The following is a 13803-nucleotide window of genomic DNA, read 5'->3' on the forward strand; positions in this document are numbered from 1 at the left end:
GTCTCTTTTTTTAGATTTAAAAATCGCCATGTTGTGCTAAAATCAGACCTATAAGTTATGGCAAATGCATTTATCGATAACAATATATTATCAAACGTGCCGTTATGCAATGCTAATAATCAATACTAGCCAGTCTACGAAAGTTATCATTCTAAGAAATATCATGGCTGCTTTTATAGCTATCAGTGGACTGAGAGATTACTGAGCTTAAATAAGTGTCACATAGTTTGCTAAAGACATACAGTAAGGCAGCAAAAACGTCTTATGATACACAGCTAGACGGCATCATAAATGATAACATTTGCTCATTGCATTAAATCATTAAGTAATACCTGCAAGCAACTTAAGCAGTACATTTTAATTAGTAACCCTTTTTAAGGGCTACCTTCTTTTTTTCTGCCAATATTTTAAGGATAATATTATGAGTAATAAAAATAATCACCCTGAGAGTCCTGTTGTTGAAAGCACTGTCGTAAAGTCTACCGATAACAAATCAAGCAGTACCAAATCAGATAGCGCTAAGCCAATAGATAATGCTAAGCCAGATAGCAACAAGAAAGAAGCGACGGCTAAGAAAACCAGCAGCACCGACACTAAAACAAGTGCCGCTAAAGACACTACCAGTAAAAAAGCCGCTGATGATAAAGTCGATACTCCTGCTGCCAAAAAGACCGCTACCTCTGCTAAAAAATCAAGCGCTACGAAGCTTGCTTCTGGTCTAAACCGCGTCGCAATTTTAGGTGGCAACCGTATCCCATTTGCACGCTCAAACGGCTCATATGCAGACGTCAGCAACACAGATATGCTAACCGCTGCATTGAATGGTCTGGTTGAGCGTTTTAATTTGCAAGACGAAAAAATCGGTGAAGTCGTCGCTGGTGCCGTTATGAAACTAAGCCGCGATATCAACCTAACTCGTGAAGCCACACTAAACACCGATCTGAACCCACATACCCCAACTTATGACATCTCACAAGCTTGCGGTACTGGCTTGCAAGCGACCTTTGCTTCTGCTAATAAAATCGCCCTTGGTCTTATCGATTCAGCCATTACTGGTGGCGTAGATACTACGTCTGATGCCCCTATCGCAGTTGGCGATGGCCTACGTAAAGTCCTTATCAAATTGGGTGCTGCTAAAGACAACAAACAACGTCTAAAAGCATTAATGGGCTTAAATCCAAAAGACTTACTCGATGCGCCAAAAAATGGTGAGCCACGTACTGGTTTATCGATGGGCGATCATCAAGCCATCACTGCACTTGAATGGAATATCAGCCGTGAAGCACAAGATGAGCTTGCTTTTAATAGCCATCAAAACCTAGCGCGCGCTTATGATGAAGGCTTCTTTGATGACCTAATCACTCCATATAAAGGTCTAACGCGCGACAATAACTTGCGTCCGGATACCACTTTAGAAAAACTGGGTAAATTAAAGCCAGTATTTGGCAGAAAGAATGCTAACCCGACGATGACGGCTGCTAACTCTACGCCGCTAACTGATGGTGCTTCTTGTGTACTACTGGGTACGGATGAATGGGCAAAAGAGCATGGTCTGAAGCCATTGGCTTATATCGTCCATCAAGAAACAGCTGCTGTGGATTTCATCGGCAAATCTGGCACGACAGAAGGCTTATTAATGGCACCTGCATATGCCGTACCGCGTATGCTTGAACGTGCTGGTCTGACGTTGCAGGATTTTGATTTTTACGAAATTCATGAAGCTTTTGCTTCACAAGTATTATCAACATTAACTGCTTGGGAAGATGAGAAGTTCTGCGAAGAGCGTCTAGGTCTTGACGCGCCACTAGGCTCTATCGACCGTAGCAAGCTCAATGTGAATGGTTCATCACTTGCGGCAGGGCATCCTTTCGCTGCCACTGGTGGTCGTATCTTAGCAACGGCTGCGAAACTACTGGATCAAAAAGGCTCAGGACGTGTGCTTATCTCTATCTGCGCCGCGGGTGGTCAAGGTGTGACTTGCATCCTAGAGAAGTAAATTTCTAGCTGAGGTAACTTGGCAATAAATAGTTTAGAGTTTTAAAACACCCTTTAATCAATGGATTAGAGGGTGTTTTTTTATGCCTATCTTCTGTCCATTAAGAATTGTAAATTCGGTCAGAAACCGTCAGGCAACACAATAATGAAACGTAGCCAACGCATAGCACTGCTAGCAGATATGATAAAGTAAGAATAATCAATAATAACCATGACATCATTTATCTGGAGCTTGATATGAGCAAAATACCCTCAGCGATTGAACCCAATTCATTGACCGCGCAAGAGCGTAATGAGCTCACCTCATCTGAGCAGGCCAATTTTATTGGTCGCATGGATAAGGAAGTCTTTGATGATGAGCTGCGCCGTAAGATGCATCAAGACTTGATTGATACCTATGACGAAGAGCTTGAGAACGAAATCGATGATTACATGCGAGACTTTCGGTTTGATGGTCGGGAAATGAGCGAGCAAGAAAGACTCGATCGCCGTATGTATTTTCAAGAGTTAGTGCGACTACAGCGAGAACTTATCAAGTTACAAGACTGGGTAGTGGCTCGTGGTGAGCGTATTGTGGTGATATTTGAGGGTCGTGATTCTGCAGGTAAAGGTGGTGCCATCAAGCGTATCACTCAGCGATTAAACCCGCGCGTTTGTAGGGTCGCTGCCCTGCCTGCACCAACGGAACGTGAGCAATCACAATGGTATTTTCAGCGTTATGTGGCGCACTTGCCAGCCGCTGGTGAGATTGTACTTTTTGATCGTAGTTGGTATAACCGTGTGGGTGTCGAGCGCGTCATGGGGTTTTGTACGGATGCGCAGTATGAAGAGTTTTTTCAGTCGGTGCCCGAATTTGAGCGCATGCTAGTACGCTCTGGTATTCGCTTGGTCAAATACTGGTTTTCGATTACTGATGATGAGCAACATTCACGCTTTATGAGCCGCATTCATGATCCTCTTAAACAGTGGAAGCTTTCAGCGATGGATCTGCAATCACGGCGGCGTTGGGAGGACTATACCAAGGCAAAAGAGACCATGTTTGAGCGTACTCATATCCCTGAAGCACCGTGGTGGGTGGTCGAAGGTAATAATAAAAAGCGCGCGAGGCTAAATTGTGTTGCGCATCTACTGGAGCAAATTCCTTATAAAGAAGTGCCGCGCGATGAGGTAGAACTACCCGAGCGCAAGCGTGATGATGAGTACTATCGTGAGCCGATTCCAGACGATATGTATGTGCCGCCGCGTTACTAAAACACATTCCCGCTTTGCTTAACCTCACTTAACCCAGTCATATTTTACTTAAAAAAACACCACCTTATACATATATAAGGTGGTGTTTTTTATCTTACTATCTATCTTGAAACCCATCGTTATTTCAGTAGATAAGCGCACGAATAGACAGACACGCTACATGGTATAAGTAGACTGCAAACTGTCTATTTTACCAGCCAATAAGCGCTCGACTTCATTTTTGATTCTTTGCCCTGCGATATCAGTGCCAATCTGCACCGCAAAACCTGCAGGACGACCGCTTTGAACTTTAGAACTAATCCACACTACCTTACCATTCATCGGTAAGCGCTCGCTAGAGTTGGGTAAAGTCACCGCAATAAACACCTCATCGCCCAGCTTTTGTACGCGATCAGAGGAAATAAACAAGGCACCATTATTTACAAAGGATAAATAGCTGGCGTATAACGTTTCGATATCTTCCATATGGCAGGTTAAAATCCCGCCACGCCCTGGCATTGCCATAGTCAGCTTCCTTTATAAATGAGTTTTGAGGTATTTTATAAGTGATAAATCATAGCTAGACCAACGCATTAATAGATCACCAAATAATAAGTGAGCATCTTAATCTTGGTCTTAATCTTCTTAGTCCTGCTGCACTTAATTTCTACAGTGGATTGACTATAGATAGGCCAATTCTTGCATTAGCTTATCATAGGCGAATTTTTCTTGCACATTTTGTTGTAGGGCAATTTTGGTCTGCTGTAGGCTAGTCGCAAAGCCTTCTAAACCACTGTCAGTAGGCTGATAAGTGTCTAATGCTACTGAGAGACTGATATCTTTTTGCAGTTCGCTCAGCCCCAAGCAAACACGGCGCATATCAAGCAGCATCAGCTCAGACAGCTGGATAAACTCTATGATACTAAGCTGGGTTTGCCAATAATCGCTGGCTGCTATGCTACTTCGTTTGCCACTACGTAGTGCTTGCCACGTCGTCAGCCACAATGCACGCTTACTATACCAAGGTGCCTGCGCCAGCGCTATCGCCGCTAAAGGCGCACCATTTGCCAGTTGGATAAGTTGCTCAATTGCCGCTGTACCGACCGCTTCACGATTGACCGTAGACCCAAGCGCCTGCGTCACATATTCAACGGCAGTAGCAGGCTCAATGGTCTGAAGTGGCAGCTGTTGAACCCGACTTTTAATGGTCGGTAATAGCTGCGCTGGCGTATCACTGAGTAAAAATAAATGAACTTGCGCTTGCGGCTCTTCCAAAGTCTTAAGCAACGCGTTGGCAGCAGCAACCGTCATTTTTTCGGCATGATCTAGCACGCAGATGCGCATACCTTGCCCGCCTTGATAAATAAAAGGCTGCAACGCACGAATATCATCAACTTTTATTTTAAGAGCACTATTGCTAGCGGCTTTGGCAGATTTTTTGTCTTTAGCACTACTACTGGCAGCTTCTTTATTACTTGTATTTTCCACACTGACCGGCATACTGACGATAGGAAGCACTTGTAAGCTTGGATGCGTACCGGATCTGAGCCACTGGCAGCTCTCACACTCGGCGCAAGCACCAAATGGATGAGTATCACGCTGACGACACAACAACCAAGCAACCAAACGCCATACAAAAGCACGCTTGCCCATACCTTGCATCCCTGCTGCGAGCATTGCATGAGGCAAAGACTGTTGCGACGTTGATACCCGCTTGGTCAACTGCGACCACAGAGTTTTCTGCCACGGCAGTAACGGTGCAAAATAAATGCCATCTGACGTATCTAATGCACCTGTACTTTCTGTGAGGTCACTCATAAATTTTGCTCTATAGCTTTGCTTGATGACTGTACTTGACGACTATTATGCTTGATAAATGTGCTTGATAAATTAGTAGGTAGTGCGATTAGGTAGTGTAATAATGTCACTTAGCAAGAAATGTGTTTTTACTTAGGCTATTTAGAGAGAGGATTTTGAAAATCCGCCAAGCTCATGCTATTTAAACGATCTAAATCTTCTTGAGTATCGACACCTGCTGGCAGCTGGCAAGCGGCTGTGGCAATAGCAATATGACCACCACTCTCTAAAACACGTAATTGTTCTAAGCTTTCAAGTATCTCAAGCGGTGTCTGCGGCCAATGTACAAACTGCTGCAATAGGCTGACGCGATAAGCATATAATCCTAAATGACGATAAGCGTTTTTGGGTGGCTGCTTATGGCTCTCATTAGCCAATACGACATCTCGATCGCAAGGAATCGGTGCTCGGCTGAAATATAGCGCCCGTTGCAAATCATTAGCGTGCTGACTGACAACCTTTACCACTGATGGACGCATAAAAGTCTCGTGGTCATCAATAGGTTCACATAAGGTAGCCATCACGCTGTCATTATCTGCTACCAAAAGCGCCTTTACCTGCTCCAATAATAGCGGCGGTACCAACGGTTCATCACCTTGCATATTGACCACAATATCATGCTCGGCCCAGCCTTTAATGGCAGCGACTTCCGCCAAACGGTCAGTCCCTGAAGCGTGCTCTGCGCTGGTCATCACCACATCAAAACCCGCATCCATACACACTTTTGCAATACGCTCATCATCGGTCGCAATACACATATCATCAGCGAAGTGTGCCGCCTGCGCCTTTTCGGCGACCCAAAGGATCATTGGCTTGCTATGGATATTTAACAATGGCTTACCGGGTAGTCGGGTACTCTTAAAGCGAGCAGGAACGACAATATGCGTTTTGGCGGGCGTAATGATGGGCGACATAGTTTATTCCTACAAAATCATTTAAATTCTAAGATTTACAGCTTTTTACTATTAAACATATCAATATTTAAAACGGTTAACTGCTGCTGTAAATTGTCATAACAACTATCCGATAACACCGCTGTCACCGGTAATATCCAGAGTCTACTTACAAGCTCTTTATGGTCCTTGCTCAACGTTTGCGCCGCAGTTGCTTTCAATAGCAAAGCTCGTATTTTTACCGCATCTTTAGTGGTTATCACGACGGGGTATTCGCGATATTGCAACAAGTCAGCCAAGCTAAACTCATAGTGGTCAGGATAAGGGTGACCTATAACCTCAAAACCAAGCGAGTGTAAAGTATCAAAAAACCGCTGCGGATAGCCAATACCGCTCACCGCATGGACTCTACTGCCCTTTTTAGGCGCATCAATTTGAGCGTCAGCTAATACAGGTTGCCATAATAATTGCATGTCGTCCGCTTGTAGGTGCATGGACAGAGGCGCAGCTTGTAACTGTTGCTCGGTGTTTTTATTATGAGGCGCTGCACTGTTATTTGGCCCTTCATGATAAATAACAGTAGCACCTTCTAACCTCGACATGGGCTCACGTAAAAACCCAGTTGGGAGTAATTGCTTATTACCAAAGCCCCGTGCTGAATCGACCACAATCCATTCAATGTCACGTTGTAGGGCATAGTGCTGTAAGCCATCATCAGCAATAATGAACTGTAAGTCAGGATGGGCATCCAATAAAGTAGTAATTGCCTGCTTACGATTGGGGCATACGGCCATGGGCGCATCTGTCATATTGACAATCAAACAAGGCTCATCCCCTACCACATTGGGTAAACTGGCGGCATCGACCAAAGCTGGCATTTGACTACTATCGCCACCGTAACCGCGACTGATAACACCGACTTTTACACCTCGGTCTTGTAGATAATCAACCAAGGCAATAATTAATGGCGTCTTGCCACTGCCACCCACGTTGATATTACCAATCACCATTACAGGAACTGGGGCACGGTAACTGGATAGTAAGCCCATCTTATAAGCTTGACGACGCAGCATGGTAATGAGCCCATACAACCAGCTAATCGGCAATAATAGCCACAACCAAGCGGCTTGACGATGCCATGCACGCGTCACTGTCGTCTCAATGCTCACTATGATTTGCCATCCATTACCTTGATCTCATACTTTTAGTCGCCAAAAATATTGCAAATCATTTATCAAACACAGCTATTCAAAATCGCGCTCATACATTTGCGCGTAGTGACCTTGCAGCTGCATCAACTCGTCATGTGTCCCTAGCTCAACGATCTGACCGCCATCCATTACAGCGATACGATCGGCTGACTCAATCGTGGTTAATCGATGCGCAATAACCAGCGTAGTACGATCTTTCATTACGTTATCAAGCGCTTGCTGAATGTAATATTCTGACTCATTATCAAGCGCACTGGTCGCCTCATCTAAGATTAGAATCGGGGCGTCTTTTAACAAGGCGCGAGCAATCGATAAGCGTTGACGTTGACCACCAGACAGTTGCAAGCCTTCAGCACCGACCTCACTTTGATAACCGTTTGGCATCTTCATAATAAAATCATGAGCAAAGGCATCTTTTGCGGCACGTTCAACTTCAGCTTGGGTCTTATGAGCTAAGCTGCCATAAGCAATATTGTTCAAAACTGTGGTATTAAACAGGACTACTTGCTGATTCACCATGGCAATTTGGGCGCGCAAACTCTCTAACTTAATACTTTCAATGGGCATACCATCCAACGTAATCTGCCCTGAAGAGGCTTCTAGAGTGCGCGTCAATAAATTAACTAACGATGACTTACCTGCACCGCTTCGTCCCACGAGTGCAACCGTCTCACCTGCTTTTATGTTCAATGTAAAGTCATGCAGGGCGACCGTCGAATCAGGATAAATCAAACTGATATTCTCTAACGACATCTCACCTGATAGTGCTTTGTTTATTGTACCTGTGTCTTCTTCTTCTGGCTCATCAAGTAGCGCAAAAATAGACTCACCAGCGGCAATGCCTTTTTGCAATTTTTGATTGATATCGGTGAGCGACCTGACTGGTTTGCTCAGCAAGCCTGCTGCTGCAATGTATGAGATAAACTCACCAGCTGAAATGTTATCTATTACCGCAGGTCTCAGTGCGAGCCACACCACAACTGACATCGCCATCGCCATCAATAGCTGTACCGCAGGCGTATTGATACTGTTGGTAACGACAACTTTCATGCCTTGGCGCAAGTTCTTTTTTGATGTTTTATCAAAGCGCTCAGCTTCGTACGCTTGCCCGCCGTAGTTTTTTACGACTTGATAGCCACCGATGACTTCATTGGTGATATGGCTGACGTTGCCCATCGTCTTTTGAATGCCTTTAGAAAGCTTGAGATAACGCTTGGAGGCGATGCGAATGAGCCATAGTATGGGCGGCAATACGACAAATAAAATCAAGGTCAAACGCCAATTGCTATACAGCAAAAAACCTATCAATGCCACGACGGTCAAACCATCACGCAGCAACGTCTTCATCGAGTCTGTACTCGCGGCGGTGACTTGTTCAACATCAAATATCAATTTCGATGAAATAGTCCCAGCGGGATTGGCCAAATAAAATGAGCTTGGCAAACGCAGCAGTTTATTGAACACCTCTACTCGCAACTCATAGACCAAGTTGCGCGAGACTAAAGCAGAATAGTAATTACCCAAAAAGCTACCCACACCGCGTACAAAGAACAGTCCGATGATCAATAGGGGAAATAAGGCTTTTTTGCTTTGATCATTTTGATTGATGGCATCAGTGATATATTGTAGTAACTTAGCAATCCAAATCTCTGTGCCCGCATTAATCGCAAAGCCCACGACCGTCAATAGCAATGCCCACCAATATGGTTTTAGGTAGCTGAGTAGACGCAGTAATGTTTTATGCTTAGGCGGGCTTTCTGAAGACACTGATATTTTCTTAATAGAAGTTTTTGCAGAGTCCGGTTGATAAGCTTGGCTCATAAAAGCCTCAATTTGAGTGTCATGACATGAATGGACTGTGCTAGTAGCACAGTTTTATAGTGGTATTGATATGATAATACAGCGCTTAAGCGTTTAAATAGTACAATTAAAAATCATAGCACAAACAGGATAAAAATATTATTGTGGTAAAGGCTGACCAAGTGGTACAACAGTACTAATATTTAAGTTCAAAAACCCCAGTTTGCCAGCGATATCCATGACTCTTACCACCGATTGATGGGTGGCGTTGGCATCTGCTGCAATAACGAATAGCATATCACGATTACTGCCCGCTTCTTGCTGTAACATACTGGTCAACTCAGCCTCATTACTACTGGCAAGCGTAATGCCATTGACTAAATAACTACCATCTTCTTGCACGGCGACTTCGATGCTGTTTTTCTGCTCGGTCAGTGCCACGCCTTCCGCTTCAGGAAGAATAATATTTAAGCGACTAAAATGATTAAACGACGTTGCCAGCAGTAAGAATACAATTAAAAATAATAGACAATCGATCATTGGCGTTAAATTGATTTCAAGCGGCTCTACGGTTGGTTTTCTAAAGCGCATATCACCCTCTTTAAATGCTTAATACTCAGTTTTTCGATGAATGACTCTTCAGATCATAATGCGTAGTACCAATGAAATTATTCATACTACGACGTCATTGCAATACCATTATCTGAGCTTAAAACACTGGTTGAATGTTCACTACCTACAGTCTCATCCGATGATGCACGATGTGCTGAGGTTTTTGAACTAGGGTTGTAAGTATTTTCAAACAGTTGATAATCATACAGCTCTTGAATCATTAGTCCTGCTTGGGTCTCAAACTGGGCATTGATATCAATGATACGGCGCTGAAAATAGCGATAGGCAACCAGTGCTGGGATAGCCACAATCATACCAGCAGCAGTCGTAATCAAGGCTTGTGACACGCCAGCAGCAAGCATCGTTGGATCTTGCATCGCGCCATCAGTAATCGCTAAGAACGACGAGATAATCCCCAGTACCGTCCCTAATAGTCCGAGCAACGGGGCAATCGCACCTATAGTACCGAGCATATTGATGTTTTTTTCTAATTGATGCACTTGCACACTTGCACGGTTTTGCATATGCATCGTCATCGACTCTAGTCCATACTGACGATAAAGCAGCCCTGTCGCTAAAATATCACCAAGAGCGGTCTTTTCTTTGACATTCATCAACTGGGTACGCCCGATATCGCCATTTTCACGTAAACGGGTAATGAGCTGTTCGCGTAATCTACTCGGGGCAACTTTATTAAATTGCAAGGTATGGCTACGCTCAATAATGATAACCAATGCCAATATTGAACACACCACAATCGGTGTCATCAGCCATCCACCCGCCTTTACCAACTCCCACATACTGACTCTCTTTTATATTTTTAAAAAATATGTTTTATAAAGATGGTTTGAACCGTTGTTATAACCTGACGGAAACTATCAAACCTGCGCTTCTATATGTTTAATCAAAGCGGCTAGCTGATCTTGGCTGTGGAAGAATATCTCGACACTGCCCTGTCCGTCTTTTTTATGCTTAAGCTTAACTTCAGCACCAAGCATGTCGGTCAGTCTTTGCGTTAGACGTTCAGCGTCACGAGACTGTGCTTTTTCCGTACGGTTGGTTTTGGGGGCGGGCTGCAAAATTGACTTAACCAGCTTTTCAGCTTCTCGCACCGTCATGCCGCCATCAATGATTTTTTGCGCAATGATAGGCTGCTGCTCAGAGGACAATGCCAAAAGCGTGCGCGCATGACCCATATCTAGGGTGCTGTTTGCTAAATGGTCTTTTACTGTGTCATGTAACTGGTTCAAACGTAGTAGGTTCGATACGGTGGTACGCGCCTTGCCAACAACTTCAGCAATCATCGCATGACTCATACCAAACTCTGTATGAAAACGCTGCAATGCGGCGGCTTGGTCAATCACTGACAGGTCTTCACGCTGGATATTTTCAATCAATGCCAGTGCAATAGCCAGCTCATCTGACAATGCACGCTCAATCGCCGGTATCACGGCTTTACCTGCCATTTTTGCGGCACGCCAGCGGCGCTCACCAGCGATGATTTCGTGGGTAACGAATGCTTCACTTTTGTCTTCGTTAGCCAGTAATGGACGAATAACGATGGGCTGCATCACGCCATGCTGTTCAATAGAGGACGCCAATTCCATCAGCGCAGTTTCACTCATGTCACGGCGTGGCTGGTATTTACCCGCTTGTAGACGCGTGACATCAATTTGTACCAAACTAATTTGGTCTTCTGTTCCATTATTATCTGTGCCAGCAGTACGGGATTTATTGGCAGACGTTTTACTAGCCATCCGCGGTGACCGCGTTGGACGATTACGGTTAGTCGTGCCAGATCCTGTGGTATTTGCCATCGGTTTTTCATTGGCTTTTATGCCTAAAGTTTTGGCGGGCACACTGGTGTTGAGCATATCAGTATTTGATGTTTCAGCTGGCAAAGTGTTGTCACGCGCAGCCATATCGTCTTGCAAGGCAGAGGCGGTAATTTGCTTTTCTTTTTTGATTGACCCTAACAAGGCGTCCAAGCCTCGATTAGCAGCCAACCCTCTTTTCTTCGCCATGATTACCTATCCTCTAACGCTAAAATAAAAGCCAAATAATTGTGAATGCGGCTTACTCATTACTATAGCCTACCCACTATAAAATCACTACGTCGTCAACCTCGCTGACCATACTAATGTATCGCTAGCACTTGATTTTCTGGTATTGATATTATTCTGGATTGACTATAATAAATACGATGTTTAATACTATTTTTCTGTTTGGTCATTTTCCATTATGACCAGTTTTTGCGCTTAGACACAAAAAACTAGCGGCTTTTTGATCACTGTTTCATCACTTCAGCAGCCAGTTTCTGATAAGCGCGTGCCCCTTTTGACCAGCGCTCGTAAGCGATAACTGGCAGGCCGTGCGCTGGCGCTTCTGCCAAGCGGATATTTCTTGGAATGTGCGTCTTGTACATGATATCGCCAAAGTGCGCTTCTAATTCAGCAGAGACATCGCGAGCAAGCGTGTTACGTGAATCAAATAATGTTCTGACGACGCCGCGAATATAGAGCTTTGGATTGAGCTCAGTCAAACGCTCAATCGTTTGCGACAAGTCCGCTAGGCCTTCTAGTGCGTAATACTCACACTGCATAGGAATAATCACCCCATCAGTGGCGACCAAGGCATTAATCGTTAGCAAGTTCAAACTAGGGGCACAGTCTATAATGACATAGTCGTATGGGGGTTTGTTCGCAGCGACTTGATCATTGACCAACGCTGCCATCGCTGTCTTAAAGAGCTCATGACTGTTGGTTTTACTCATCAAGGTGATATCCATACCAGCCAAATCACGATTGGCACCGATCACATCAAACCCTGCTGGACTGGCAACAATGGTATCAGACAATGAGACGCCATCCAGCAACACATCAGCGATGGTCAACTCTAATGCGTTTTTGTCCACACCAGTACCACTGGTCGCATTGCCTTGTGGGTCTAGGTCAATCAGCAGTACGTGCTTGCGCTTAGCAGCCAAGCTGGCGGTCAAATTTACCGCCGTCGTGGTTTTACCCACGCCGCCTTTTTGATTCGCAATTGCTATGATTTCCATACACTCACTCAATTTAATTAGGGTCTTTACTTACTGTATTTTACCGACTGTCTGTACTATGTATCTGTGACCGCCAGATTTTACTGGTTGCCTGTTATTAATAGTCATTTTAGCAATCGCAATGCTTGGCGTTCAGCTTCTTATCACTATAATACAAACGATACTTACAATATAAATAACTCGCTTTGCATCCAGATTTTTTAGATATTATGCTATTTAGATACCAAGGTAAACGATGTTTCACGACTACAAGGTGCTCATAGCTTAGACATTTTTAGCAGACATTTCAATTAAATGCCGACTGTCATGCAGACGTGGCACTTTAAGCTTAATCGTCTTAATATGCCAGTCGTTATCTAGCGCTTGTAGCTCTTCATCACTTGGCGCTTTACCCTTCATCGCACATAAATAACCATTATCCGCCAGTCTTGGCTGCGCGACTTCAACAAAATCTATGAGGCTGGCAAATGCTCTAGAAGTAACCACGTCATAGCTGGCCTCATGCGCTTCAATACGAGAGGCAATAGGCTGCATATTGCTCAAGCCAAGCTCGCTACTGATTTGCTTAATAAAGCGAATCTTTTTTTGATTGCTATCAAGCGCCGTACACTGCCGCTCAGGCTGACAAATCGCAATTATTACGGCGGGCAAGCCAGCCCCTGTGCCGATATCCAGCAGCGAGCCTGACGGTAAATGCGTTATAATAGACAAACAATCAATCACATGCTTAATCAACGCTTCTTCTGGATCGGTGATGGCGGTCAGATTATACGCTTTATTCCACAATAAAAGCTGGTCTAAGTACAATAATAACGTGCGCTGCTGTGTCTCACTTAAGGGTAGACTTAGCTCGTTTATCGCTTGTGCCAATATATTGGCCAACGCTGGCAATTGCGCACCAAGCTTAACAAAGCCCGTAGGATCAATAGAAATATTTCCCGTACGAGCAGACGATGATGTGGTTTTAGCGGAAGCTGACATACAACGAGTTATCCAGTTTTAACATGTGAACCGACTATTTTATCATGCAGCCTGCCTATTGAATAGTTGCAGATTGCGCCAATGTGAGACATCTTATACTATCTGCGCTGCTATTGAGGCGTTATTCTGCTTTGATGGCATTAAACTGACCATCCATCTGCTG

12 protein-coding genes are annotated in these 13803 nt (G+C 44.4%); 2 read left to right on the forward strand and 10 right to left on the reverse strand.

Annotated elements, in window-relative coordinates:
• Positions 1-421: 421 nt before the first annotated feature.
• Together ACMFL8_RS08380 and ppk2 are read left to right on the forward strand one after the other, a co-directional pair.
• Complete coding sequence (locus tag ACMFL8_RS08380; RefSeq protein WP_189581549.1) at positions 422-1996, forward strand: acetyl-CoA C-acetyltransferase; 1575 nt, start codon at positions 422-424, stop codon at positions 1994-1996.
• Between the two features lie 236 nt (positions 1997-2232).
• Positions 2233-3246, forward strand: coding sequence for a polyphosphate kinase 2 (ppk2, locus tag ACMFL8_RS08385; RefSeq protein ID WP_228293107.1), 1014 nt, complete (start codon positions 2233-2235; stop codon positions 3244-3246).
• Positions 3247-3402: 156 nt separating this feature from the next.
• Here ppk2 and ACMFL8_RS08390 read toward each other — a convergent pair whose 3' ends face one another.
• The 10 genes from ACMFL8_RS08390 to rsmG form a co-directional block, all read right to left on the reverse strand.
• Positions 3403-3750, reverse strand: coding sequence for a PilZ domain-containing protein (locus ACMFL8_RS08390; protein ID WP_189581546.1), 348 nt, complete (start codon positions 3748-3750; stop codon positions 3403-3405).
• Between the two features lie 156 nt (positions 3751-3906).
• A complete protein-coding gene (locus ACMFL8_RS08395; RefSeq protein ID WP_413190670.1) occupies positions 3907-5043 on the reverse strand; it encodes a DNA polymerase III subunit delta' in 1137 nt (378 codons plus the stop codon).
• A gap of 137 nt (positions 5044-5180) precedes the next feature.
• Positions 5181-5996 carry a 3-deoxy-manno-octulosonate cytidylyltransferase gene (gene kdsB / locus ACMFL8_RS08400; RefSeq protein ID WP_413190671.1) on the reverse strand — a complete coding sequence of 272 codons (816 nt, stop codon included), beginning with the start codon at positions 5994-5996 and terminating at the stop codon, positions 5181-5183.
• A gap of 35 nt (positions 5997-6031) precedes the next feature.
• Positions 6032-7144, reverse strand: a complete 1113-nt coding sequence (lpxK, locus tag ACMFL8_RS08405; protein WP_413190672.1) for a tetraacyldisaccharide 4'-kinase — start codon at positions 7142-7144, stop codon at positions 6032-6034.
• Positions 7145-7219: 75 nt separating this feature from the next.
• Positions 7220-9007, reverse strand: a complete 1788-nt coding sequence (msbA, locus tag ACMFL8_RS08410; RefSeq protein WP_413190673.1) for a lipid A export permease/ATP-binding protein MsbA — start codon at positions 9005-9007, stop codon at positions 7220-7222.
• 138 nt (positions 9008-9145) lie between these two features.
• Positions 9146-9577, reverse strand: a complete 432-nt coding sequence (locus ACMFL8_RS08415; protein WP_010198193.1) for an ExbD/TolR family protein — start codon at positions 9575-9577, stop codon at positions 9146-9148.
• Positions 9578-9663: 86 nt separating this feature from the next.
• Positions 9664-10398: a MotA/TolQ/ExbB proton channel family protein gene (locus tag ACMFL8_RS08420; protein ID WP_413190674.1), complete on the reverse strand. Its 735-nt coding sequence runs from the start codon at positions 10396-10398 to the stop codon at positions 9664-9666.
• Positions 10399-10476: 78 nt separating this feature from the next.
• Positions 10477-11622, reverse strand: coding sequence for a ParB/RepB/Spo0J family partition protein (locus tag ACMFL8_RS08425; protein WP_413190675.1), 1146 nt, complete (start codon positions 11620-11622; stop codon positions 10477-10479).
• Positions 11623-11885: 263 nt separating this feature from the next.
• A complete protein-coding gene (locus ACMFL8_RS08430) occupies positions 11886-12659 on the reverse strand; it encodes a ParA family protein (protein ID WP_010198184.1) in 774 nt (257 codons plus the stop codon).
• Positions 12660-12923: 264 nt separating this feature from the next.
• Positions 12924-13640 (reverse strand): 16S rRNA (guanine(527)-N(7))-methyltransferase RsmG, encoded by a 717-nt coding sequence (gene rsmG / locus ACMFL8_RS08435; protein WP_194618708.1) that lies wholly within the window; start codon positions 13638-13640, stop codon positions 12924-12926.
• Between the last annotated feature and the right edge of the window lie 163 nt (positions 13641-13803).

The sequence above is a fragment of the Psychrobacter sp. AT9 genome (genome assembly GCF_047272965.1).
Classification (GTDB): Bacteria; Pseudomonadota; Gammaproteobacteria; order Pseudomonadales; family Moraxellaceae; genus Psychrobacter; species Psychrobacter glaciei.